Origin of the sequence: Pseudomonas sp. RGM 3321 (assembly GCF_022836805.1) — a bacterium.
In the GTDB taxonomy this organism is placed as follows: Bacteria; Pseudomonadota; Gammaproteobacteria; order Pseudomonadales; family Pseudomonadaceae; genus Aquipseudomonas.
The window spans coordinates 73,132-94,687 of sequence record NZ_JALHBH010000112.1 but is presented as its reverse complement, the minus strand read 5'-3'; the positions used below and the strand labels follow the sequence as shown (position 1 = coordinate 94,687).

Genomic DNA, 21,556 nt, shown 5'->3' with positions numbered 1-21,556 from the left:
AAAAGCCCCGCCCTGACAGGATGTCAGGGCGGGGCGCTTTTCGTCTGCGTGATGTCAGTTAACGGAACATCGCGCTGATCGATTCTTCATTGCTGATGCGGCGAACCGCTTCGGCGACTACCGGCGCAATATCCAGTTGGCGGATACGGCTGCAGGCTTGTGCTGCTGCGGACAACGGGATGGTGTTGGTCACCACCAGTTCGTCCAGCACGGAATTTTCAATGTTTTCGATCGCCCGACCCGACAGCACAGGGTGTGTGCAGTAGGCGAAGACCTTGGCTGCGCCATGCTCTTTCAGGGCCTTGGCCGCGTGGCACAGTGTGCCGGCGGTGTCGACCATGTCATCGACCAGAATGCAGGTACGCCCTTCGACATCACCGATGATATGCATCACTTCAGAGTGATTGGCTTTCTCACGGCGTTTGTCGATGATACCGAGATCGACGCCCAGGGATTTTGCAACAGCACGTGCACGCACGACGCCGCCGATATCCGGGGAAACGATCATCAGGTTTTCAAAGCGCTGATCTTCGATGTCATCCACCAGAACGGGGGAGCCGTAGATGTTATCTACCGGAATATCGAAGAAACCCTGGATCTGGTCAGCATGAAGATCAACCGTGAGAACACGGTCGATTCCCACCACGGTGAGCATGTCAGCGACAACTTTCGCGCTGATGGCAACACGTGCGGAGCGCGGACGGCGATCCTGGCGGGCATAACCAAAGTAGGGAATCACAGCAGTGATTCGGGACGCTGAGGAGCGGCGGAAGGCATCAGCCATCACGACCAGTTCCATCAGGTTATCGTTCGTTGGTGCGCAGGTCGGCTGAATGATGAAGACGTCTTTACCGCGGACGTTTTCATTAATCTCAGTGCTGATTTCACCGTCGGAAAATTTTCCGACAGAGACATCACCCAGTGGGATATGCAGCTGACGTACTACACGCCGAGCGAGATCGGGGTTGGCATTCCCCGTAAAGACCATCATCTTGGACACGCGCAGTACCTAGAGGCTGAGGGTAACCTGGATGAGTATAGAAAATGGCAGGGGCGGCTGGATTCGAACCAACGCATGGCAGGATCAAAACCTGCTGCCTTACCGCTTGGCGACGCCCCTGTATTGAATCAATCGAGTGCCTGGCACTCAATTCCTGTTACAGAATTTGCAGCTTGCGATGCAACATCGAAATGTTACTTCCTTTCGCTACGAACCCCGTAAGGGTCTCTGTAAGAAGGGCCGAGACTTTATCAGCTTCAGCTTTGTTTGGGAAGGCCCCAAACACACAACTTCCAGTTCCGGTTAATTTTGCTTCGGTAAAATTACCTAACAAATTCAAAGCGTTACGTACTTCTGGGTAACGCCTCTCTACAACCGCCTTACAGTCATTTCGACTGTTTCCCTTGGGAACGGGGCGCACTTTAATGGGAGGCGTGTCGCGTGTCAACAACGGATCTGAAAAAATTTCTGCTGTACTTACAGCGACTTGCGGAACGAGCACCAAATACCAGGGTTCTTCGGGGTCAGCCGGGGTGAGAATTTCCCCGACACCCTCAGCAAATGCGGCGTGTCCACGGACAAAGACCGGTACATCGGCACCCAGAGTCAGGCCCAGTTGCGCCAGCCGATCTTCATCCCAGCCAAGCTGCCACAAATGATTCAGCGCCAGCAGTGTGGTGGCTGCATCCGAGCTGCCGCCGCCGATGCCGCCGCCCATGGGCAGGCGTTTTTCCAGCCAGATATCCATGCCCAGTGTGCAACCGGACTGTTTTTGCAGCGCGCGGGCGGCTTTGACGATCAGGTTGCTGTCATGCGGGACGCCGGGGACATCGGTCTGCAGGCGAATCTCGCCGTCCTCGCGAACGGTAAAGCCCAGTTCGTCACCGTAATCGAGAAACTGAAACAGGGTTTGCAACTCATGGTAGCCGTCCGGACGGCGTCCCAGAATGTGCAGCATCAGGTTCAGTTTTGCCGGAGCAGGCAAAACCAGCTGGGCCTTGGCCATATCCTGTAATGCAGTCATGGTCATTGCCCCAGTTTGCGAGGCTGCCAGTCCTTGATGACCAGCGTGACATCGAGGTCCTGCCCGTGCAGCTTGACGCGTTCGGGCAGCCAGTAGCCATTCTGTTCGACATAGCTGAGGTATTCCACCTGCCAGCCGTCCTGTTCAAGGCTGGCCAGACGGCTGTCACCGTCGAGTGTCACGCTACTTTTGCTGTCCGGTGCCGGCAAGCCACGCACCCACCATACGAGATGGGAAACCGGCAGTTTCCAGCCCAGTTGATCCTGAAGCAGTGTTTCCGGAGTCGTGGCTTCGTAGTGGCCCTGATTGGCGACTTCAAGCGCGACAGCGCCGGGCCTGCCGGTCAGTCGTGCTGCGCCGCGGCCGAGCGGACCGGACAGGCGGATATCGTAGTAATCCTGACGCTGCAGCCAGAAGAGGGTGCCGCTACCGGAGTCCTTCGGCGCACGAATGCCGACCTTGCCGTTGATCTGCCAGCCATCAAGGCTGCTCAGTTGCTGTTTGTGTTCGCGCCATTGCGCGGGGTCGCCCTTGCCCTGAACGGCTTCGCGGGAAGTGAGACCGGCGCAGCCGGTGAGCAGGGCGATGAGGCTGAATACGATTACGTGGCGCAAAAACATAACGTCAAAGGGTCTCTGAACCGGTCAAGCGTCGCAGTGTGCTGCGCAGGACGGTGCTGTCGGGTTGTTGTTCCAGGGCCTTGGCCCATATTTTCCGGGCTTCGCGCTGTTCGCCTTTGGCCCAGAGTACTTCGCCCAGATGTGCGGCTACTTCGTGGTCGGGGAAGCGTTCGAGCGCCTGACGCAGGTAGCGTTCGGCGGCGTCCAGATTGCCCATGCGGTAATTCACCCAGCCAAGGCTGTCGAGAACCGCCGGATCGTCGGGGGTGATCTGATGGGCTTTCTCGATCAGATCGCGGGCTTCGGCGTAACGCGTGGTGCGATCGGAAAGGGTGTAGCCCAGTGCATTCAGCGCCATGGCGTTTTCCGGCTCGCGCTTGATGATGCTGCGCAGGTCTTTTTCCATCTGCGCCAGATCATTGCGCTTTTCAGCCAGCATGGCGCGGGTATAGAGCAGGTTGGCGTCGTCCGGGTACTGCTTGAGCGCCGTGTTCAGCACCTGCCAGCCGCGATCCAGTTGATCGTTGCTGGTCAGGGTTTCGGCTTCGATCAGGTACAGCTGAATGGCGAAATCGGGCTCTTCGGCACGTGCTTCAGCCAGGCGTTTGGCTGCTTCTGCGCCGTTGCCATTGCTGACCAGAATGTCGGCCTGGCGCAATTGGGCCGCCAGGAAGTCCGGGCCCGGTCCGACCTGAACGTATTCGTTGAGCGCGCTTTGCGGGTCCTCGCGCTCTTCGTGGATGCGGCCCAGATTCAAATGCGCTGAATCGACGTGTGCACCACGGGCGATCAGTTCTTCCAGGTAGCCAGCCGCTTCGTCCCAGGCCTTGGCTTCGAGGCACACCAGAGCCAGCGAGAAGCGCAGTTCGTCATCGTCCGGATATTGCTGCAAAAGGGCGGAAAACTGCACTTTGGCGTCTTCCATACGGTTTTGCTCAACGAGCATGCGCGCATACGTCAGACGCAGGCGTTTGTCGTCCGGGTATTTCTTGATGCTTTTCTCAAGCAGGGGCACCGCTTCCTTGCCCCGGTTCATGCTTTGCAGCAGGCGGGCATGCAACAGGATGGGCGCGATTTCACCTTCTTTGGGCGGGTTGTCTTCCAGCAGCTTCAACGACTGTTCGGCGTCACCATTCTGCTGAAGCAACAGCGCCTTGCCGAAAATCAGCTGGCTGTTGTTCGGGTATTTGCCCAGCAACCGATCAAAACTTTTGAGCAGGCCGTTGCGGGTGTCCGGATCGGTTTCGGCCGCAGACAGGGCCAGAAAGTCGAAGTGCGTGTCGCCCTGACCCTGCAGGACTCTCTCCATGTACACCAGAGAATCGTCGTAACGTCCGGCGCGCGCCAGTTGAATGGCTGCGGCGCGTTGCGCTTCAAGGTCGGTCGGTGCGTTTCTTGCCCAGATCAGCGCGGTTTCCAGCGCAGACTGATCAGCGCCCATGTATTCGGCGATCTGATAGGCGCGTTCGGAGACCCCCGGGTCCTGAGTCTTGATCGCCTGGGTCACGTAGTTATCCAGGGCGATGTCGAAGCGGTTGCGCTGGCCGGCCAGCTCCGCGCTCAACAGGCTGACCAGGGTGTCCTGAGTGAACGAACCATAGACCTTCGGCTTGGCTTCAGGCGCGGGAGGGGCGTCTTTCTGAGCGGGCACGGGCTGTGACGAGACGGGGGCCATTGACTGGCAGCCGCCTAGAAAGGCAAGAGCAAGGAACAACGCGGAGGATCTATTCATATATAAGAAGGGCGGCTTACCTGCGGTGGGAGCATCATGACACAAGGCTGTTGGCAAAACCCACAGCCGTCGGAAAAACTGATGCAATGCTTGTGTTTGCAGTGTCGCCAGCCTGAAAACGCAGGCTGCGACGATCGATTGTAGTGGGACAATAATATGTGGTGGTTGTTCTGAGCTTATTGAAGTAGGACAATTACCGGCTTCACGTCACCACCTGCGACCCTGAATGGCCTTCCTTGCACTCGGTATCAATCATAAGACCGCCTCGGTCGACGTTCGCGAGCGCGTGGCATTTACCCCGGAACAGTTGGTGGAGGCGTTGCAGCAGCTTTGCCACCTGACCGAAAGTCGCGAGGCTGCGATTCTTTCAACCTGTAATCGCAGCGAGTTGTACATCGAGCACGAGCATCTCGGTGCGGACAGCATTCTTGCCTGGCTCGCCAATTACCATCACCTCAGCCTGGAAGAACTGCGCGCCAGCGCTTACGTCCATGAGGACGATGCTGCAGTGCGGCACATGATGCGTGTCGCCTCGGGGCTCGACTCCCTGGTGCTTGGCGAGCCGCAGATTCTCGGCCAGATGAAGTCTGCGTATGCGGTTGCACGCGAGGCCGGAACGGTCGGGCCGTTACTGGGTCGCCTGTTTCAGGCCACGTTCAGCGCCGCCAAACAGGTGCGTACAGACACTGCAATTGGTGAAAACCCGGTGTCCGTAGCCTTCGCTGCGGTCAGTCTGGCCAAACAGATTTTCAGCGACCTGCAACGCAGTCAGGCCTTGTTGATCGGTGCGGGCGAGACCATTACTCTGGTCGCCCGGCATCTGCATGATCTGGGCGTCAAGCGTATTGTGGTTGCCAACCGTACGCTGGAGCGCGCCAGCATGCTGGCTGCCGAGTTCGGTGCCCATGCGGTGTTGCTGTCGGATATCCCGGCCGAGCTGGTCAACAGCGATATCGTGATCAGCTCCACCGCCAGCCAGTTGCCGATCCTGGGCAAGGGGGCCGTGGAAAGTGCGCTGAAACTGCGCAAACACAAACCCATTTTCATGGTCGATATTGCCGTACCGCGGGATATCGAGCCTGAAGTCGGCGAACTGGACGACGTTTACCTGTACAGCGTTGATGATCTGCACGAAGTGGTGGCAGAAAATCTCAAGAGTCGCCAGGGGGCCGCACTGGCTGCCGAGCAACTGGTCAGCGTGGGTGCCGAAGACTTCATGTCGCGGCTGCGCGAACTGGCGGCGGTCGATGTGCTGCGCGCCTATCGTCAGCAAAGCGAACGGCTGCGTGACGAAGAACTGAGCAAGGCGCAACGTATGCTGGCCAACGGCAGCAATGCCGAGGACGTATTGATCCAGCTGGCACGCGGCCTGACCAACAAATTGCTGCACGCACCCAGCGTGCAGCTCAAGAAGCTGTCTGCCGAAGGTCGCGTCGATGCGCTGGCCATGGCCCAGGAACTTTTTGCCCTCGGTGAGGGCTCGACGGATAAAACCCCGCAATGAAAGCTTCACTGCTCAATAAGCTGGATGTCCTCAGCGACCGTTTCGAGGAACTGACCGCGCTGCTCGGCGATGCCGAAGTCATCAGCGATCAGACACGCTTTCGCGCCTATTCCCGTGAGTACGCCGAAGTGGAGCCGGTCGTTGCGCTCTACCAACAGCTGATCAGGGTGCAGGGTGATCTGGAGGGCGCGCAGGCGCTGCTCAAGGACAGCGACCCGGACATGCGCGAAATGGCCGTCGAGGAAGTTCGCGAAACAAAACAGCAACTGGTCGAGCTGGAAGCGCAATTGCAGCGCATGCTGTTGCCCAAGGACCCGAACGACGGCCGCAACGTGTTTCTGGAGATTCGCGCGGGCACCGGCGGTGATGAAGCGGCGATCTTCTCAGGTGATCTGTTTCGCATGTACTCGCGCTACGCCGAGCGGCGCGGCTGGCGAGTCGAGATTCTGTCCGAAAACGAAGGCGAGCATGGCGGCTACAAGGAAGTCATTGCACGCGTCGAAGGTGACAGTGTCTATGGCAAGCTGAAATTCGAGTCCGGCGCGCACCGTGTGCAGCGCGTGCCCGAGACCGAGTCGCAGGGTCGCATCCACACTTCTGCCTGTACCGTTGCGGTGTTGCCGGAGCCTGACGAGCAGCAGGCGATCGAGATCAACCCGGCCGACCTGCGTGTCGACACCTATCGCTCCTCAGGGGCCGGTGGTCAGCACGTCAACAAAACCGATTCGGCGATCCGCATTACCCACTTGCCATCGGGTATTGTCGTCGAGTGCCAGGAAGAGCGTTCGCAGCACAAGAACAGAGCCCGGGCGATGTCCTGGCTGTCTGCCAAACTGAATGATCAGCAGACCAGCGCGGCGGCCAACGCCATCGCCAGCGAGCGCAAGCTGCTCGTGGGTTCGGGTGATCGTTCCGAGCGAATTCGTACGTATAATTTCCCTCAAGGGCGAGTGACGGATCACCGCGTGAACCTGACGCTGTATTCGCTGGATGAAGTTCTGGCGGGTGGGGTCGATGCAGTGATAGAGCCGCTACTCGCTGAATATCAGGCTGATCAACTTGCGGCACTGGGTGAGTAAATGACCATCATCGCAAGTTTGTTAAGAAGCGCCGAGCTTCCCGATTCACCGACCGCGCGGCTCGACATAGAGCTGCTGCTGGCGGCAGCGCTGGGCAAACCGCGCAGCTTTCTGCACACCTGGCCTGAGCGCATCGTCAGCACCGAGGCTGCATTGGCCTTTGCAGGTTACCTGCAGCGTCGACGCACGGGCGAGCCAGTGGCTTACATTCTCGGTCAGCAAGGTTTCTGGAAGCTCGATCTGGAAGTAGCGCCGCATACCCTGATTCCGCGACCAGAGACCGAAATGCTGGTCGAGGCAGCGCTGGAACTGGTGCCTGCCTTTGCCCCGGCTCAGGTTCTGGATTTAGGCACTGGCACCGGAGCGATTGCGCTGGCGCTGGCCAACGACCGGCAGCAATGGAAAGTGACAGCGGTAGACCGTGTGCCCGAGGCAGTCGCGCTGGCCGAACGCAACCGGCAGCGTCTGCAACTGGATAACGCCCGGGTGCTCAACAGCCACTGGTTCAGTGCGCTGGAAGGGCAGCAGTTTGATCTGATCATCAGTAACCCGCCATACATCGCCGACGCTGATCCGCATCTGTCGGCCGGTGACGTGCGTTTCGAGCCGAGCAGTGCGTTGACTGCCGGTTCCGACGGGCTGGACGATTTGCGCGCGATCATCGAACAGGCGCCTGCACATCTCAATGCGGATGGCTGGCTGCTGCTGGAGCACGGCTACGATCAAGGCCCGGCGGTGCGCGAACTGTTGATTCGTCATGGTTTCGAGCGCATCCAGACCCGCCGTGATCTGGGCGAGCATGAGCGCATCACATTCGGATGCAAGCCGTGCTGAGTGACCAGGAGCTGCTGCGCTACAGTCGCCAGATTCTGTTGCAACATGTTGATATCGACGGCCAGCTGCGCCTCAAACAAAGTCGCGCGCTTATCGTCGGCGTCGGCGGGCTTGGTTCGCCGGTGGCTCTTTATCTGGCCGCCGCAGGGGTTGGTGAGCTGCATCTGGCGGATTTTGATCACGTCGACCTGACCAACCTGCAGCGCCAGATCATTCATGATACCCAGAGTATCGGACAGGCCAAGGTAGATTCGGCCGTCGCCCGGCTCAACGCGATCAATCCAGAGATCACTCTCGTCGCTCATCGCTCAGCGCTGGATAACGACTTACTGGCGGCGGCGGTACAGGCTGTCGATCTGGTGCTGGATTGCTCGGATAATTTCGCCACCCGCGAAGCGGTGAATGCCGCCTGTTTCGCTGCCGGCAAACCATTGGTCAGCGGTGCTGCAATTCGGCTTGAAGGGCAGTTGTCGGTGTTCGATCCGCGTCGTGCGGACAGTCCTTGTTACCACTGCCTGTACGGTCACGGCAGCGAAACGGAACTGACCTGCAGCGAGGCCGGCGTCATCGGCCCGCTGGTTGGCCTGGTGGGCAGCCTGCAAGCGCTGGAAGCCTTGAAGCTGCTGGCCGGTTTTGGCGAGCCAATGGTCGGGCGACTGTTATTGATTGATGCCTTGAGTACCCGTTTCCGTGAACTGAAAGTCAAGCGCGACCCGGCGTGCAGCGTTTGCAGTGCAGCAAGCGGGCAGGGCGAACATGCCTGACATGCAGACGAGCTACACCAGCGATGCGCCTGTCGGAATATTCGATTCCGGGGTCGGTGGCCTTTCAGTGCTCAATGAAATCCGCCAGTTGCTGCCCAGCGAGTCACTGCTGTATCTGGCGGACTGCGGGCATATTCCGTATGGCGAAAAGACCCCTGAATTCATCACCGAGCGCTGCCTGACAATTGCCGGGTTCTTCCGCGAGCAGGGTGCCAAGGCACTGGTCGTCGCCTGCAACACCGCGACGGCCGCGGGCGTGGCGCACATTCGTCAACGCTACCCGGACTGGCCGATTGTGGGCATGGAGCCTGCTGTCAAACCTGCTGCCGAGGCCACCCGCAGCGGCGTTGTCGGCGTGCTGGCGACTACCGGAACGCTACAAAGCGCTCGCTTTGCGGCGTTGCTGGACCGTTTTGCCAGCGATGTACGTGTCGTCACCCAGCCGTGCCCAGGGCTGGTCGAACTGATCGAAACCGGCGATCTGGTCAGTCCGCAAATCCGTCAATTGCTGCAGCATTATGTCGAGCCGCTGCTGGCAGCGCGCTGTGACACCATCATTCTCGGCTGTACTCACTACCCGTTTCTCAAGCCTCTGCTGCGGGAAATGCTTCCCGAGTCGGTCACCCTGATCGACACCGGGGCTGCGGTAGCGCGTCAGTTGCAGCGTCTTTTGTCGCGTTCCAGCCTTCTTGCCACTGGCGCCGCACGAGAGACTATGTATTGGTCTAGTGACATACCGGACAATTTCAGAAAAATCCTACCTTTTTTGTCGCAAAACCCTGGCAATGTGAGAAGCTTCCGTTTGTAAAAAAAACGTGAAAAAAGGCGCTTTTCGGGTGAACTAACGTCACCTCGCTGGCTTCTATAAAAGCGGCTGATGAATTCCAACACTTTCATACAATTTTATATATTTAGGACGTTTCTCATGAAGAGACTCTTTTGCCTGGCCGTGATTTCGGCCGCTTTGGCAGGGCAAGCTTCAATGGCGCAAGCCGACGGTGTTGAGTTTTCGGTGGGGCAGACCGGTGAATCCACCATGACCTACCGTCTGGGTGTGCAGTTCGACTGGGATAAAACCTGGCTGCAAAGTGACATCGGCCGTCTGACCGGCTATTGGGATGGCGCTTACACCTACTGGGATGGCAAGGACTACAAGGATAACCACAGCCTGTCGTTCTCCCCGGTTCTGGTCTACGAGTTCGGCAGCGGCAACGTCAAGCCTTACGTAGAAGCCGGTATCGGCGTCTCGGTGTTCTCGAACACTCAGGTTGAAGATCGCAAGTTCGGTTCTGCCTTCAACTTCGAAGACCGCATCGGTTTCGGCCTGCGCTTCGCGGGCGGGCATGAAGTCGGCATCCGCGCGACCCACTACTCCAACGCCGGCATCAAAGAGCCGAACGACGGTATAGAAAGCTACGCACTGCACTACAAGATGCCGTTCTGATAAAACAGCTGCCTCTCATGCCAGCGCCCCGCGTTGGCATGCATTTCGTGACGCTCCGCTCCGGACCATCCCCCCCCGCAGAAGAGCCCGGGTGACGGCGCTTTCAGGCTTCTGCCCGCAGGGCGTAGGAGCGAACTTGTTCGCGAAAGGGCCGGTATATTCACCGAAAATACTTCGTCTGAACTGACGCCTTCGCGAACAAGTTCGCTCCTACGGCCTTCGGCCAGAATCAAGAACAGATTTGTGTATAACGCTTAGCACAGCGCGTGGGGACGATAGTGATGAATCAAAGATAAGCCGTCGCAATCCCTTTGCGTTCGTTCAGGCAGTCTTCCGCACCCGCTTCGAATTCACGACAGATCAACGGGCGTTTCTCGTAGATCGTGCACATCATCGTGTTGCGATCCAGCGCAGCGCACCAGCCGTCATCCAGGCGCAACATGACCTCGCCACCCCACTCATCGGTATCGATGTAACGCTCAGGCACGCCCGTGTCGGTGATCAGCATCACTTCCAGTTGGCAGCAGCAGGCTGCGCAGGTCGAACAAGTGACTGCCGGTTCGCCGTGGACCTCGGCGAGCGGAATGAGTGTAGCGTTCAGAGCGGTTCTCCCGAGTGTCTGGCGGCGCGGGCTGCCAGCCATTGCAGCAGGGGAAATATACCCGCCCAGACCAGCCCCAGCACCAGCATGCCTGGCCACACTCCGAGGGGAAGGTGGACCTGGGCCAGTTGCGAGCCGGCATAGTACGACATCGGGCCGCCAATAGCGCCCAGCACGACTGCACGCCATAGCGGCTTCGCCGTCCAGGCCAGGCAATGATTGAGCGTGGTGCCCAGCACCGCCCACAACAGCGCCAGCCACAACGGCAAGAGGTAGCCGCCCGTGCCGAAATCAAAAACGCCGAGTACCATCAAGGTACTGTCCAGCACGATACCGATCAAAGTCACCGTCAGAATCAGCCGGCCTTCCGCTGCCCATGAGCTGATCCACAGAAAATGCACCGCCAGCACGCCCACGGCGATCAGCAGCCAGAAGCTGTTGCCGCCCAGTACGCAGGCGAACCAGCCGATCTGAAACAACAGCGCGTTGGCGATGGATTTAAGCATTGAAGCGCCCAAGCAGCGGTTCGCGCAGCGCTTCGGGCTTGGCGAGCAGCAGTTGCGCGGTGCCGATGGTCCGCTCCAGGAAGCCGCCTTCGCAGTAGCACAGGTAAAACTCCCACAGGCGCAGGAAATGCTCGTCGTAACCCAGCTCGGCGAGTTTGCCGTGGGCGTGTTTGAAGTTGTCGTGCCACAGGCGCAGCGTGCGCGCGTAGTGCAGGCCGAAATCTTCCATGTGCAGCAGGTTCATGTCGGTATCGCTGCCGACAATGTCCAGCATCTTCGCCACCGAGGGCAGGGCCCCACCGGGGAAGATGTAGCGCTGGATGAAGTCCACATTGCGTTTGGCCTGGGCATAACGCTGCTCGCGGATGGTGATCGCCTGCAGCAGCATCATCCCGTTACTTTTGAGCAGGTTCGCGCATTGCTTGAAGTAAGTCGGCAGAAAACGATGGCCGACCGCTTCGATCATCTCGATGGACACCAGCTTGTCGTATTCACCGGTCAGGTCCCGGTAGTCGGTCAGCAACAGCGTGACGCGATCCTGCAGGCCCAGCTCGATCAGGCGCTGCTCGGTGTAGGCGAACTGTTCTCTGGACAGCGTGGTGGTGGTCACCCGGCAGCCGTAGTGCTGCGCCGCATAAATAGCCATGCTGCCCCAGCCGGTGCCGATTTCCAGCAGGTGATCTTCAGGTTTCAGGGCCAGCTTCTGACAGATGCGTTCCAGTTTATTCAACTGCGCCTGTTCCAGCGTGTCGTCTTCACTGAGGAACTGTGCGGCGGAATACATCATCGTCGGGTCGAGAAATTGCTCAAAAAGCGTGTTGCCCAGGTCGTAATGAGCGGCGATGTTTTTCTGCGAGCCTTCGCGGGTATTGCGATTGAGCCAGTGCAAGGCGTGAATGAACGGGCGGGTCAGGCGAGCCACGCCGCCTTCCATTGCATCCAGCACATCCAGATTGCTGACAAACACCCTGACTACCGCCGTCAGGTCCGGGGTGGTCCAGTAGCCGTGAATAAACGCCTCACCAGCGCCGATGGAGCCGTTGCTGGCAACCATGCCCCAGGCGGCGGAATCCAGAATATGAATCTCTGCATGAATCAGCGCACCGGTCTTGCCAAACACATGGCGCTCTCCCGAATCGATAACCACCAACTGGCCATTGCGCAGGCCTGCGAGTTGTCGCAGCACACCTCGGCGCAGGATATTGGCCGTCAGACCATTGGTGCCCAGATTGGCAGAAAAACTACTGCTACTGCTTTTCATGGCGTGAGTCCTTGGTTTGCGCGGCGGCAGCACGGTACTCGCCGTCGGCGGCCTGATGAGAAAAAATGGGGATGCGCTTGACCAGCAGACGCATCGCCTGCCAGTAAATCGCCAAGCAGGTTTTGGCGGTCATCCACGGGTAAGTGATCAGGTAACGATGCAGCGTCTGGCGGCTGAGGTTCTGGCGAGTCAGGTTGAGCGTGGCGTCGAACATTTTCAGCTCGCCTTGCCAGTCAGCCATGTGCACACCAATCCGCTCGGCGGGCTGGCTGAAGCTCATGCGGTATTCAAGGTCGCGCGGCAAAAACGGTGAAACGTGAAAGGCCTTGGCCACTGCGAAATACTGATGCCCATCACCTGTCGCGGGCAGTACATAGCTGTAGCGTTCGCCCCACGGTGTGTTGGTGACTTCACAGAGAATGCCTGCCAGTGTGCCGTCTGCCTCATGGCAGTAGAAAAAGCTTACCGGATTGAACGACAAGCCCCAACTGCGTGCCTGGGTCAGCAGGCAGACGCGACCTGATGGTATGCGGCCCAGCGCTTTGCCAACCTGCTCGCGGACCGCCTCTATGAGGCTCATGCCTTGCCCGGTCAGTGCTGGCAGGTAGTCACGTTCGCGGAACGAGAATGGCGCGAAACGCTTCTTGCCGGCCAGTGGCGAAAGCCCCAGCACGCTGTCCTGTTCATCCAGATCCAGATAGAGCAAGCCTATCCGATAGGTGAACTCATGGGCACGCGGCGCAAACCGCCGGTGGCTGATCCAGCCACTGTAGAGCGCGCTGTTCAAAGCGTTTCACCAAACGCCTGGGCGACACGCAAGCCGCTGACCACGCCGTCTTCGTGAAAGCCGTTGGCCCAGTACGCACCGCAGTACCAAGTGTGGTCGACGCCATTGATTTCTTCCCAGCGCGCCTGCGCGGCGATTGCATCAAGGCTGTATTGCGGGTGCGCGTAACGGTAGCGGCCGAGGATTTTGGCCGGGTCGATGGCAGCGGTCTGGTTAAGGCTGACGCAGAAGGTTGTGTCGCTGTCGATCCCTTGCAGGATGTTCATGTCATAAGTGACGGCTGCCGATTGCTGTTCGCTGCCGCCAAGCCGGTAGTTCCAGCTGGCCCAGGCCAGTTTGCGCTTGGGCAGCAGTCGCGTGTCGGTGTGCAGCACCACGTCGTTTTCGGCATAGCGCAGTGCGCCGAGCACCGACTGCTCGGCACTTGACGGCTCAGCCAGCAGGGCCAGGGCCTGATCGCTGTGGCAGGCAAACACCACCTTGTCGAAGCGTTCGCTGCCCATGGAGCTGTGCAGCGTCACACCGTCGCTGTCGCGCTCGACCCGTGTGACCGGGCATGACAGACGAATCCGCTCGCGGAACGACGCCGTCAACGGTTCGACATAACTTCTGGAACCGCCCTCGATCACGCACCATTGCGGCCGATGGGTGACCGAGAGCAGGCCATGATTCTTGAAAAAGCGCACAAAGAACTGCAGGGGAAAGCCGAGCATGTCGGCCAGCGACATCGACCAGATGGCCGCGCCCATGGGCACGATGTAATGATCGATGAAGCGCTGCCCGTAACCGCCACTCTTCAGGTACTCGCCCAACGTGGTGTCGGCCGCGATACGCTGGTTTTCCAGGTCATCGACCGATTGACGATTGAAACGCAGGATATCGCGCAGCATGCCCCAGAACCTGGGCGACAGCAGGTTGCTGCGCTGTGCGAACAGACTGTTGAGGTTGTTGCCGTTGTATTCCACGCCGGTACGCGGGTCGTGCACCGAAAAGCTCATTTCGGCGGGCTTGAAGGCGACACCCAACTGGCTCAGCAAGCGAATGAAATTGGGGTAGGTCCAGTTGTTGAAGACAATGAAACCGGTGTCAATGGCGTAAGCCCGGCCTTCGACCTGTACGTCCACTGTATGAGTGTGCCCGCCGATCCAGTCGGAGGACTCAAACACAGTCACCTCATGCGCGCGGTTGAGCAGGTAGGCACTGGTCAGGCCAGCGATCCCGCTACCAATGACGGCGATTTTCATTGCGCATCCTTATTCGACGACTCGGTCCGCGCCATACGTTTGCCGAGGGCAAGTCTGGCGCGTGCCGGGAGCATTGCCAGCGCGCGCATGCTGAAAATGAACAGCGCCGGAAATGCGATATCCAGCGGGCGTCTGCTGCTTGCAAGCTTTTTGGCGATATGCCGGGCGGCCTTCTCGACCGGCCAGCGCATCGGCATCGGGAAATCATTTTTCTGCGTCAGGGGCGTGTCGACGAATCCTGGGCTGACCACGGTCACGTCGATGTTCTCGCTGGCCAGGTCCAGACGTAGCGCTTCGAACAGATAGCGCAGGCCGGCTTTCGAGGCGCCATAGGCTTCTGCGCGAGGTAGCGCCAGGTAGGTCACCGCACTGGCCACGCCTACCAGGTGCGGCTGATGACCCTTGCGTAACAGCGGCAGTGCTTGCTCGATGCAATAACTGCTGGCCAGCAGGTTGGTGCGCACCACGCGCTCAACCATCGCCGCTTCGAACTGCCGCACGTCGATGTATTCACAGGTACCCGCGTTGAAGATGGCGGTGTCCAGCGCTCCCCATTGCTGCGCGATCAGGTCGGCCATGGCCTTGACCTGCGCAGGCTCGGTGATGTCGCCTGTCACCAGCAGCACCTGGGTCGGGTAAACAGTCGCCAGGTTCTGCAGCGGTTCAAGCGTACGGGCGGTCAACGCCAGCCGATGTCCGGCGTTGAGCAGTTCTTTGGCCAGAGCCAGACCAATGCCGCTGCTTGCTCCGGTCAACCAGATGCGTCGTGCAACAGGAGTGCTCATCCCAACCTCTTCTTCAGCCAATGGATGACTCGACCCATGATGGGCAGATGTTCGTAGAGCAATGCACCGGCATCGAAGTAATCCCGGTGTCGATAAACCTTGTCGTGCCACTTCAGGTGCGAACAGCCTTCGACACGAATCGTCCGGCCACCCGCCAGACGCGGGTGCGAATAGCTCATGGTCCAGACCAGATAGCCCTCGCCGGTGCGCACTTCATCGAAGGCATGAAAGTCGAAGTGCAGATCCTGAACGTTGGCATACAGCTCGTCGAAATAACGTCGCATGGCTGCAAGGCCGTGGATGTCATGCATCGGGTCGCTGAACGACACGTCGTCGCTGTACAGCTCGGCGACCTGATCAAGGTTGTCCTTGTTCAGCGCGGCAAAACCTTCGGCGAAGCGATGCAGGAAATCAGCCATGTTCGATTCCCGCAGCGGGCTGGCGGGCTGGAAGCGCCTTGAATGCTGCCAGGGCGCGAGCGCGGCTTTTGCTCAGGTCGACGATGGGTTTCGGGTAGTTGGCAGCGCCAAACAGGCCGCCGATGGACGCGGGGTCATGAATTTGCTTTTTATTCAGATCCGCCAGTTCCGGCAGCCAGTGCTTGATGAACACGCCTTCGGGGTCGAAGCGTTCCGACTGCGACAGCGGATTGAAAATACGGAAGTAGGGTGCCGAATCGGTGCCTGTGGACGAACTCCACTGCCAACCGCCGTTGTTGGCAGCCAGGTCACCGTCGATCAGATGGCGCATGAAAAAGCGCTCGCCCTCGCGCCAGTCGATCAACAGGTTTTTGGTGAGGAACATCGCAACGACCATCCTTAGCCGATTGTGCATCCATCCGGTTTCCAGCAACTGGCGCATTGCTGCGTCAATAATCGGCAGTCCGGTACGCGCCTCTTGCCACGCCAGCAGTTCTTCGGGGGCATCGCGCCACTGCAACGCCTCGGTTTCCGGGCGGAAGGCACGATGACGTGATACACGAGGGTAGCCGACCAGCGTGTGTTTATAAAACTCTCGCCATAATAGCTCGTTGATCCAGGTCACAGTGCCGACGTCGCCGGTTTCGAATTCCCCCTGGTTGCTGCCCAGCGCCGCATGCAGGCACTGGCGCGGCGAAATCACCCCTGCCGCCAGATAGGCTGACAGCTGGCTGGTGCCGGGTTTGGCGGGAAAGTCGCGTTCGGTCTTGTAATAACTGATTTTCGCGTCGGCGAAGGTCGCCATGCGCCGTCTGGCTTCGGCCTCGCCTGCTGGCCAAAGGTCACGTAATGCTTTCGAGGGCGTGGCAAAGCCCTCGACCTGGTCAGGGATCGAATCGCTCTTGATCGACAGTGGTTGCTGCGCCTTGGGTGTGCGCACCGGCTGCGGCATGGCCTGGTGCATCCGGTTGTAGCAGACTTTCTTGAACTGGGTGAACACCTGGAAATAATTGCCGGTCTTGGTCAGTATGCTGCCCGGCTTGAACAACAGCTGATCAAGGTAACTGGTGACCTGCACACCGGCTTTTTCCATCGCCTTTTGCACCGCCTGATCACGGCGTGTTTCGTTGATGCCGTATTCCTGATTGAGGTGCAGGCCTTCGACCTTGAACTGCGTGCACAGTGTCGACAGCACTTCAGGTGCCTGATCCCACGTATCGGCTTCGCGAATCAACAGCGGTACGTTCAGCGTGCCCAGCGCCTTTTCCAGCTCGACCAGATTGCGCAGCCAGAAATCCACCTTGCAGTCAGCGTCGTCGTGGCTGCGCCACTGCGCCGGGCTGAGCAGGTAAACCGCCAGCGTCGGACCGCGCTCCATGGCAGCGGTCAGGGCAGTATTATCGTGAACGCGCAGGTCGCTACGCAGCCAGATCAGTTGCATGAGAAGTCCTTAGATAAGTCCGAGCTTGCCCAGCTCGATCTGCGCGCTGAGTGCGTCGTGGGCAAGGGTCAGTCCAGCTATCTCGCTAGCCTGTACGAGCAGCTCGGCGTTATGGATCTGCACCGTTGGTCCGCTCAGCACCACAGGGCAGGTGATATTGGCCAGTAAACGGGGCAGTTGGGCCACGTTCAGGGCTTTGCTGGAGTACAGCAATATGCCACGTGGCTTAAGGTATTCCGCGGCCAGCGCCAGCTCACCGACCGGCAAGGGCCAGTCGAACACCTCGACCGGGCAGTCGGCACTGCTCACCAGCCAGGCCGCGAGCCACAGGTGTGGTTCGAGCGGCAGATCGGACTGATTGACCAGCAGCAGCGGGCTGCCATTGAGCTGGCGGTTGTTGTGGTAGATCCGTGCGCCAAACTTGCTGCGCAGCCAGGAGTAGAAAAACGTGCGCTCCAGTTGTGCGCCGAACTTGCCTTGCCAGCGCTGCTCCAGTTCGGCCAGCAGCGGCAGCAGAAGCTGTTCACACAGCGTGCGCGGCGGGTACAGCGACATGGCCTGATTGAACACGTCATCGACCCGGCGTTCAGCCAGCTCGCCGATCGTCACCAGCAGGGTCTGACGCAAGGCGTCCCAGTCGTTGGTCGGCGGCAGGGCGTCCTGGCGGTTGTCATCGATCAGGCCTTTGACCTGGCTCACGGAAACGCCACGGTTGAGCCAGGTCAGAATCTTCATGACGCGCTGCACATGCTCGTCCGAATAAAGCCGGTGGCCTTTGGCGGTGCGATGTGGGACGATCAGTCCGTAACGGCGTTCCCAGGCACGCAAGGTAACGGCGTTGACGCCTGTCTGCCGTGCGACCTCGCGGATAGGCAGCCAGTCGCCCGGCACCTCTGTGTCTGTTTCATTCATGAGTCAAATCGCATTGCGCAGGCTGAGGTTTTCCGGGTGGGGCTGCATGTACACCTGCAGCGCTACATACGGATCCGGATGTTGGCGAAAATGATGCTTGAGCAGGGTCAGCGGCACGATCAGGGGGATGATGCCCTGGTGATACTGGCTGATCACTTCCTGGATTTCCTGCTTGTCCTCGGCACTGATGGTTTGTTTCAAGTAGCCGCACAGGTGTTGCAGGACGTTGGTATGAGTGCGGCGTGTTGCGCACTTCTTCAGCGCCGCCATCAGCTCGCTGAAATACAGCGGCGCGATTTCGTTCGGGTCGGTACGGCCCATGCTGCCAAGCATTTTGCCCAGTGCCTTGTATTGCACCGGGTCGTTGGCCATCAGCTGGTATTTGTAGCGCGAGTGAAATTCGGTCAGCGCGCGCCGGGTGACGCCGTCTTTCAACAATTGTTGCCAGGCGGCATAGGCAAACACGCGGGTCACGAAATTCTCTCGCAGCACGGCATCATTCAGACGCCCGTCTTCCTCGACCGGAAGGTTGGGGTGGCGCTCGCAAAAGGCCTGAGCGTAGATACCGCGTCCGCCGCCGTCTACCGGGGCGCCGTTTTCACGGTAGACCTTGACTCGCTCCAGGCCGCAGGACGGGGATTTCTGCATGAAAATGTAACCACAGATATCACCCAGCTCCTCGGCCATCTGTATGCCGTAATTGGCGAGCGCCTCGGTAACGTCCAGCTCACGATTGACTGTGCCCAGCGCCTTGGGGTTTTCTGCGTCGCCCACCAACCGGATCGGCTCGCGCGGGATGCCCATGCCGATAGCGACCTCGGGGCACGCCTGGACGAAATCGAAATACTTGCTCAGTGCCCGCGTGCACAGATGGGATTCCTTGTGGCCGCCATTGAAACGAACCTCGGCGCCCATCAGACAGGCACTGATGCCAAGCTTGGGTTTTTCGATTGCGGACATTGGCATCGGTCACCTCTACAGAAGACTTGTACAGATAGTTTGCGCTGTACAACTTGCCTTCATCATAGGGGGATAGGTGTACAAGTCAAATTCTTTGTAGAGGGTTTTGAAGCCTGCTCTGAACTGGCCAGTGCCAATGCAGCGTTTGCACGCATCCCGTAATGCGGAGCGCCACAAACTGCATGCCGACGCGGAGCATCGGCACGATAATCATCTGAATCCTTGCAAACCGGCTACTTCCAGCCCATCCGCCACGTATCCGCCTGCTGCAGCACCTGCCACGGCAGTCGCTCGCTGCGCTGGGTCAGCACGGCCTGCAGCTCGATTTCCAGCACAGTGCCTTCTTCGTCCTTGAACAGCTCGGTCACCAGAAAGTGTTTTTCCCGGTTGAGCGGGGTGGCTGCTGTCCATTTCGACAGCAGCAGTTTGCGAGGGTTGATCTGATTCATTGCAGGTGTTCCAGCAGTCGGCGCGCCGCTTCCTGGCCACTCAGCCAAGCGCCTTCGACGCGCCCCGACAGGCACCAGTCGCCACAGACATAAATGCCCAGGTCGGCATCCGACAGCGCGCCCCATTCATGAGAGCCGGCAGGTCGTGCATACAGCCAGCGGTGCGCCAGGCTGAACGCCGGCGCGGGCATGGCGCAGTCGATCAATTCCGCAAACGCGCCGTGCAAGTGTTCGATGACCTGTTCTCTGGAGGCGTCTAGGTTCTGTCGGCTCCACTGGCTGGTAGCGTGCAGGACCCAGCTATCAAGCGTGTCGTCGCGTCCGGGTTTGCTGCGGTTGCGGGCCAGCCAGTCAAGCGGGCTGTCCTGTACGAAGCAACCCTGCATGGGGGTTTGCAATGGGGTTTCGAAGGCCAGGGCAACTGCCCAGGTCGGGTCCATCTTGACGCCTGCCGCCACACTTGCCAGCTTCGGTGCGGCCGCCAGCAGAGCGGTGGCCTGCGGCGCCGGAGTTGCGATGATTACATGGCTGAAAGGGCCGTAATTCTCGCCTTCGGCATCCAGCAGGTTCCAGTGCTGCTCCCCGCGAAACACCTCGGTGATACGGCATGAGAACGACACTGGCAAATCGCCGCGCATGGCCCGGGTGATGGCGCTCATGCCTGGCTTGCCCACCCAGCGCACTTGCTCATCCGGCGAAGGGCTGAGCTTGCCGCCGTGAAAGTTGTAGAGCAAGGGCGTCCACTCGGCGACGTGCCCTTGGACCTGCCATTGCTTCACGGCGGTGGCGAAACGCCGGTCACGAGCGGTGAAATATTGTGCGCCCATGTCCAGCGAACCTGCGTCGCTGCGCTTGCTGGACATCCGACCGCCGCTGCCGCGGCTTTTGTCGAAAAGGAGCACCTGATGCCCGGCGGATGTAAGCGCCTGGGCTGCTGAAAGTCCGGCGATACCGGTACCGATGATTGCGATAGGGACAGTCATAGGGGCCTCATTACCTTGTCTGTACAGACTACGCCGTAGTTAAAACCTGTACAATCTTCTTCTTTGGTATAACTTGCAGTGGTTTTGGAATTTGCCTGTTGAGTCACATTGCTGCTTTGAGGGTCGAACGGGGCAGCCACAAAGGCAAGGGCCTCATGGCTGCGCTCCATTAAGCTGTGGCCTATGGTTCAACTGACAGTTTCGTTTTCCGGACAAGCGTCATGGAGATCGTCACTGGTAAAAATAAGACTACTCAATTGTCACGTACGCCACGCGAGGTTATCTGCCATGCACATATTGCTGACCGGTGGTACTGGTTTGATAGGACGAGCGCTCTGCCGTTTCTGGTCTGCTCAAGGCCATGAATTGACGGTATGGAGCCGAAAACCCGCCGACGTCGTCGAGCTGTGCGGCCCTTCGGTGCGTGGCATTGCCAGCCTTGATGAGCTGGGTACGCAGCCGGTGGATGCAATTATCAACCTGGCGGGCGCGCCCATTGCAGATCGTCCGTGGACCCGCAAGCGCCGTCTGTTGCTGTGGGAAAGTCGCGTCGGCCTGACCGAGCAACTGCTGAAATGGCTGGGCACTCGCGAGCAAAAACCTGCGCTGATGATTTCCGGCTCTGCAGTCGGCTGGTATGGCGACAGTGGCGAGCGCGAGATCGACGAAACCTCGCTGCCTGCCAAGGAAGACTTTGCCAGCCAGCTGTGCAACGCCTGGGAAGAAACCGCACAACGCGCCGAGGCGCTGGGCGTGCGCGTGGTGCTGATACGCACAGGCCTGGTGCTGTCCGATCGTGCCGGTTTTCTGCAGCGTCTGTTACCTCCTTTCAAATTCGGCATGGGCGGGCCGATCGGCAATGGCAGGCAGTGGATGCCGTGGGTTCACATCCAGGATCAAATCGCCGCGATTGATTTTCTGTTGAATCTGAATGAAGCAAAGGGTCCTTATAATGTCTGTGCGCCGTCACCGGTGCGCAATCGTCAGTTTGCCAAGGCCCTGGCCGGCATTCTGCACCGGCCGGCATTCATGCCCATGCCGGCGCTGGCCCTGAAAGTATTGCTGGGCGAGCTTTCGGTATTGCTGCTCGGTGGCCAGCGTGCACGGCCGGAGCGTTTGCAGGAAGCTGGTTTTACATTCAAGTACACCGAACTCGACACTGCCCTGCAGGATTTGCTGGGTCGCCACTGAACGCTTTGAAATAGGA

General features: G+C 59.3%; 23 protein-coding genes and 1 tRNA gene. 7 read left to right on the top strand and 17 right to left on the bottom strand.

The window, feature by feature from the left end:
* Window positions 1–58: 58 nt before the first annotated feature.
* From RGM3321_RS16100 to RGM3321_RS16080, 5 genes are all read right to left on the bottom strand, one after another.
* A complete protein-coding gene (locus RGM3321_RS16100; RefSeq protein WP_002552145.1) occupies window positions 59–1,000 on the bottom strand; it encodes a ribose-phosphate pyrophosphokinase in 942 nt (313 codons plus the stop codon).
* A gap of 45 nt (window positions 1,001–1,045) precedes the next feature.
* Window positions 1,046–1,120 (bottom strand) — tRNA-Gln (locus RGM3321_RS16095).
* Window positions 1,121–1,157: 37 nt separating this feature from the next.
* A complete protein-coding gene (ispE, locus tag RGM3321_RS16090) occupies window positions 1,158–2,006 on the bottom strand; it encodes a 4-(cytidine 5'-diphospho)-2-C-methyl-D-erythritol kinase (protein WP_244393958.1) in 849 nt (282 codons plus the stop codon).
* Window positions 2,007–2,026: 20 nt separating this feature from the next.
* Complete coding sequence (gene lolB, locus RGM3321_RS16085; RefSeq protein ID WP_058407996.1) at window positions 2,027–2,644, bottom strand: lipoprotein insertase outer membrane protein LolB; 618 nt, start codon at window positions 2,642–2,644, stop codon at window positions 2,027–2,029.
* A 4-nt stretch (window positions 2,645–2,648) separates the two neighbouring features.
* Window positions 2,649–4,376, bottom strand: coding sequence for a tetratricopeptide repeat protein (locus tag RGM3321_RS16080; RefSeq protein ID WP_244393873.1), 1,728 nt, complete (start codon window positions 4,374–4,376; stop codon window positions 2,649–2,651).
* A gap of 226 nt (window positions 4,377–4,602) precedes the next feature.
* On the opposite strand from RGM3321_RS16080, the gene hemA reads away from it, so the two are divergent.
* From hemA to RGM3321_RS16050, 6 genes are all read left to right on the top strand, one after another.
* The gene (hemA, locus tag RGM3321_RS16075; RefSeq protein ID WP_002552149.1) at window positions 4,603–5,880 is read left to right on the top strand and encodes a glutamyl-tRNA reductase; all 1,278 of its coding nucleotides are present in this window, start codon (window positions 4,603–4,605) and stop codon (window positions 5,878–5,880) included.
* The gene (gene prfA, locus RGM3321_RS16070) at window positions 5,877–6,959 is read left to right on the top strand and encodes a peptide chain release factor 1 (RefSeq protein WP_002552150.1); all 1,083 of its coding nucleotides are present in this window, start codon (window positions 5,877–5,879) and stop codon (window positions 6,957–6,959) included. Before hemA ends, prfA begins: the two co-directional genes overlap by 4 nt.
* Window positions 6,960–7,793 carry a peptide chain release factor N(5)-glutamine methyltransferase gene (prmC, locus tag RGM3321_RS16065; protein ID WP_244393872.1) on the top strand — a complete coding sequence of 278 codons (834 nt, stop codon included), beginning with the start codon at window positions 6,960–6,962 and terminating at the stop codon, window positions 7,791–7,793. It abuts the gene before it with no gap.
* Window positions 7,787–8,557: a molybdopterin-synthase adenylyltransferase MoeB gene (locus tag RGM3321_RS16060; protein ID WP_244393871.1), complete on the top strand. Its 771-nt coding sequence runs from the start codon at window positions 7,787–7,789 to the stop codon at window positions 8,555–8,557. Before prmC ends, RGM3321_RS16060 begins: the two co-directional genes overlap by 7 nt.
* Window positions 8,550–9,365 carry a glutamate racemase gene (murI, locus tag RGM3321_RS16055; RefSeq protein WP_244393870.1) on the top strand — a complete coding sequence of 272 codons (816 nt, stop codon included), beginning with the start codon at window positions 8,550–8,552 and terminating at the stop codon, window positions 9,363–9,365. Before RGM3321_RS16060 ends, murI begins: the two co-directional genes overlap by 8 nt.
* Before the next feature lie 117 nt (window positions 9,366–9,482).
* The gene (locus RGM3321_RS16050; RefSeq protein WP_244393869.1) at window positions 9,483–10,001 is read left to right on the top strand and encodes an acyloxyacyl hydrolase; all 519 of its coding nucleotides are present in this window, start codon (window positions 9,483–9,485) and stop codon (window positions 9,999–10,001) included.
* A 286-nt stretch (window positions 10,002–10,287) separates the two neighbouring features.
* Here the strand turns inward: RGM3321_RS16050 and RGM3321_RS16045 are convergent, their stop codons facing one another.
* The 12 genes from RGM3321_RS16045 to RGM3321_RS15990 all read right to left on the bottom strand — a co-directional run bounded on the left by RGM3321_RS16045 (window position 10,288) and on the right by RGM3321_RS15990 (window position 20,349).
* Complete coding sequence (locus RGM3321_RS16045; protein ID WP_236469107.1) at window positions 10,288–10,644, bottom strand: YkgJ family cysteine cluster protein; 357 nt, start codon at window positions 10,642–10,644, stop codon at window positions 10,288–10,290.
* Window positions 10,599–11,108, bottom strand: coding sequence for a DUF2878 domain-containing protein (locus RGM3321_RS16040; RefSeq protein WP_244393868.1), 510 nt, complete (start codon window positions 11,106–11,108; stop codon window positions 10,599–10,601). The genes RGM3321_RS16045 and RGM3321_RS16040 overlap by 46 nt, the downstream gene beginning before the upstream one ends.
* Entirely contained in the window at window positions 11,101–12,369 is a 1,269-nt protein-coding gene (locus RGM3321_RS16035; RefSeq protein ID WP_244393867.1) for a cyclopropane-fatty-acyl-phospholipid synthase family protein, read from the bottom strand. The genes RGM3321_RS16040 and RGM3321_RS16035 overlap by 8 nt, the downstream gene beginning before the upstream one ends.
* The gene (locus tag RGM3321_RS16030; protein WP_244393866.1) at window positions 12,356–13,156 is read right to left on the bottom strand and encodes a DUF1365 domain-containing protein; all 801 of its coding nucleotides are present in this window, start codon (window positions 13,154–13,156) and stop codon (window positions 12,356–12,358) included. The genes RGM3321_RS16035 and RGM3321_RS16030 overlap by 14 nt, the downstream gene beginning before the upstream one ends.
* The gene (locus RGM3321_RS16025) at window positions 13,153–14,400 is read right to left on the bottom strand and encodes an FAD-dependent oxidoreductase (protein WP_244393865.1); all 1,248 of its coding nucleotides are present in this window, start codon (window positions 14,398–14,400) and stop codon (window positions 13,153–13,155) included. The genes RGM3321_RS16030 and RGM3321_RS16025 overlap by 4 nt, the downstream gene beginning before the upstream one ends.
* On the bottom strand, window positions 14,397–15,185 hold the full coding sequence (locus RGM3321_RS16020) for an SDR family NAD(P)-dependent oxidoreductase (protein WP_244393864.1): 789 nt from the start codon (window positions 15,183–15,185) through the stop codon (window positions 14,397–14,399). The genes RGM3321_RS16025 and RGM3321_RS16020 overlap by 4 nt, the downstream gene beginning before the upstream one ends.
* The gene (locus tag RGM3321_RS16015) at window positions 15,182–15,604 is read right to left on the bottom strand and encodes a nuclear transport factor 2 family protein (protein WP_244393863.1); all 423 of its coding nucleotides are present in this window, start codon (window positions 15,602–15,604) and stop codon (window positions 15,182–15,184) included. Before RGM3321_RS16015 ends, RGM3321_RS16020 begins: the two co-directional genes overlap by 4 nt.
* Window positions 15,597–17,045: a deoxyribodipyrimidine photo-lyase gene (gene phrB / locus RGM3321_RS16010; protein WP_244393862.1), complete on the bottom strand. Its 1,449-nt coding sequence runs from the start codon at window positions 17,043–17,045 to the stop codon at window positions 15,597–15,599. Before phrB ends, RGM3321_RS16015 begins: the two co-directional genes overlap by 8 nt.
* A 9-nt stretch (window positions 17,046–17,054) precedes the next feature.
* Window positions 17,055–17,957: a MerR family transcriptional regulator gene (locus RGM3321_RS16005; protein ID WP_244393861.1), complete on the bottom strand. Its 903-nt coding sequence runs from the start codon at window positions 17,955–17,957 to the stop codon at window positions 17,055–17,057.
* A gap of 3 nt (window positions 17,958–17,960) precedes the next feature.
* Window positions 17,961–18,917 (bottom strand): DUF523 and DUF1722 domain-containing protein, encoded by a 957-nt coding sequence (locus RGM3321_RS16000; RefSeq protein ID WP_060404165.1) that lies wholly within the window; start codon window positions 18,915–18,917, stop codon window positions 17,961–17,963.
* Between the two features lie 233 nt (window positions 18,918–19,150).
* On the bottom strand, window positions 19,151–19,366 hold the full coding sequence (locus RGM3321_RS15995) for a TIGR02450 family Trp-rich protein (RefSeq protein WP_002552164.1): 216 nt from the start codon (window positions 19,364–19,366) through the stop codon (window positions 19,151–19,153).
* Complete coding sequence (locus tag RGM3321_RS15990; RefSeq protein WP_244393860.1) at window positions 19,363–20,349, bottom strand: NAD(P)/FAD-dependent oxidoreductase; 987 nt, start codon at window positions 20,347–20,349, stop codon at window positions 19,363–19,365. The genes RGM3321_RS15995 and RGM3321_RS15990 overlap by 4 nt, the downstream gene beginning before the upstream one ends.
* 288 nt (window positions 20,350–20,637) lie before the next feature.
* On the opposite strand from RGM3321_RS15990, the gene RGM3321_RS15985 reads away from it, so the two are divergent.
* Complete coding sequence (locus tag RGM3321_RS15985; RefSeq protein ID WP_003433707.1) at window positions 20,638–21,540, top strand: TIGR01777 family oxidoreductase; 903 nt, start codon at window positions 20,638–20,640, stop codon at window positions 21,538–21,540.
* The last annotated feature ends 16 nt before the right edge of the window (window positions 21,541–21,556 follow it).

Bases quoted from the DNA above. Each gene is read 5' to 3' on its own strand.
- ispE (WP_244393958.1), bottom strand. From the start codon at position 2,006: ATGGCCAAGGCCCAGCTGGTTTTGCCTGCTCCGGCAAAACTGAACCTG.
- lolB (WP_058407996.1), bottom strand. From the start codon at position 2,644: ATGTTTTTGCGCCACGTAATCGTATTCAGCCTCATCGCCCTGCTCACC.
- RGM3321_RS16080 (WP_244393873.1), bottom strand. From the start codon at position 4,376: ATGAATAGATCCTCCGCGTTGTTCCTTGCTCTTGCCTTTCTAGGCGGC.
- hemA (WP_002552149.1), top strand. From the start codon at position 4,603: ATGGCCTTCCTTGCACTCGGTATCAATCATAAGACCGCCTCGGTCGAC.
- prfA (WP_002552150.1), top strand. From the start codon at position 5,877: ATGAAAGCTTCACTGCTCAATAAGCTGGATGTCCTCAGCGACCGTTTC.
- prmC (WP_244393872.1), top strand. From the start codon at position 6,960: ATGACCATCATCGCAAGTTTGTTAAGAAGCGCCGAGCTTCCCGATTCA.
- murI (WP_244393870.1), top strand. From the start codon at position 8,550: ATGCCTGACATGCAGACGAGCTACACCAGCGATGCGCCTGTCGGAATA.
- RGM3321_RS16050 (WP_244393869.1), top strand. From the start codon at position 9,483: ATGAAGAGACTCTTTTGCCTGGCCGTGATTTCGGCCGCTTTGGCAGGG.
- RGM3321_RS16045 (WP_236469107.1), bottom strand. From the start codon at position 10,644: ATGGCTGGCAGCCCGCGCCGCCAGACACTCGGGAGAACCGCTCTGAAC.
- RGM3321_RS16040 (WP_244393868.1), bottom strand. From the start codon at position 11,108: ATGCTTAAATCCATCGCCAACGCGCTGTTGTTTCAGATCGGCTGGTTC.
- RGM3321_RS16035 (WP_244393867.1), bottom strand. From the start codon at position 12,369: ATGAAAAGCAGTAGCAGTAGTTTTTCTGCCAATCTGGGCACCAATGGT.
- RGM3321_RS16025 (WP_244393865.1), bottom strand. From the start codon at position 14,400: ATGAAAATCGCCGTCATTGGTAGCGGGATCGCTGGCCTGACCAGTGCC.
- RGM3321_RS16020 (WP_244393864.1), bottom strand. From the start codon at position 15,185: ATGAGCACTCCTGTTGCACGACGCATCTGGTTGACCGGAGCAAGCAGC.
- RGM3321_RS16015 (WP_244393863.1), bottom strand. From the start codon at position 15,604: ATGGCTGATTTCCTGCATCGCTTCGCCGAAGGTTTTGCCGCGCTGAAC.
- phrB (WP_244393862.1), bottom strand. From the start codon at position 17,045: ATGCAACTGATCTGGCTGCGTAGCGACCTGCGCGTTCACGATAATACT.
- RGM3321_RS16005 (WP_244393861.1), bottom strand. From the start codon at position 17,957: ATGAATGAAACAGACACAGAGGTGCCGGGCGACTGGCTGCCTATCCGC.
- RGM3321_RS16000 (WP_060404165.1), bottom strand. From the start codon at position 18,917: ATGTCCGCAATCGAAAAACCCAAGCTTGGCATCAGTGCCTGTCTGATG.
- RGM3321_RS15995 (WP_002552164.1), bottom strand. From the start codon at position 19,366: ATGAATCAGATCAACCCTCGCAAACTGCTGCTGTCGAAATGGACAGCA.
- RGM3321_RS15990 (WP_244393860.1), bottom strand. From the start codon at position 20,349: ATGACTGTCCCTATCGCAATCATCGGTACCGGTATCGCCGGACTTTCA.
- RGM3321_RS15985 (WP_003433707.1), top strand. From the start codon at position 20,638: ATGCACATATTGCTGACCGGTGGTACTGGTTTGATAGGACGAGCGCTC.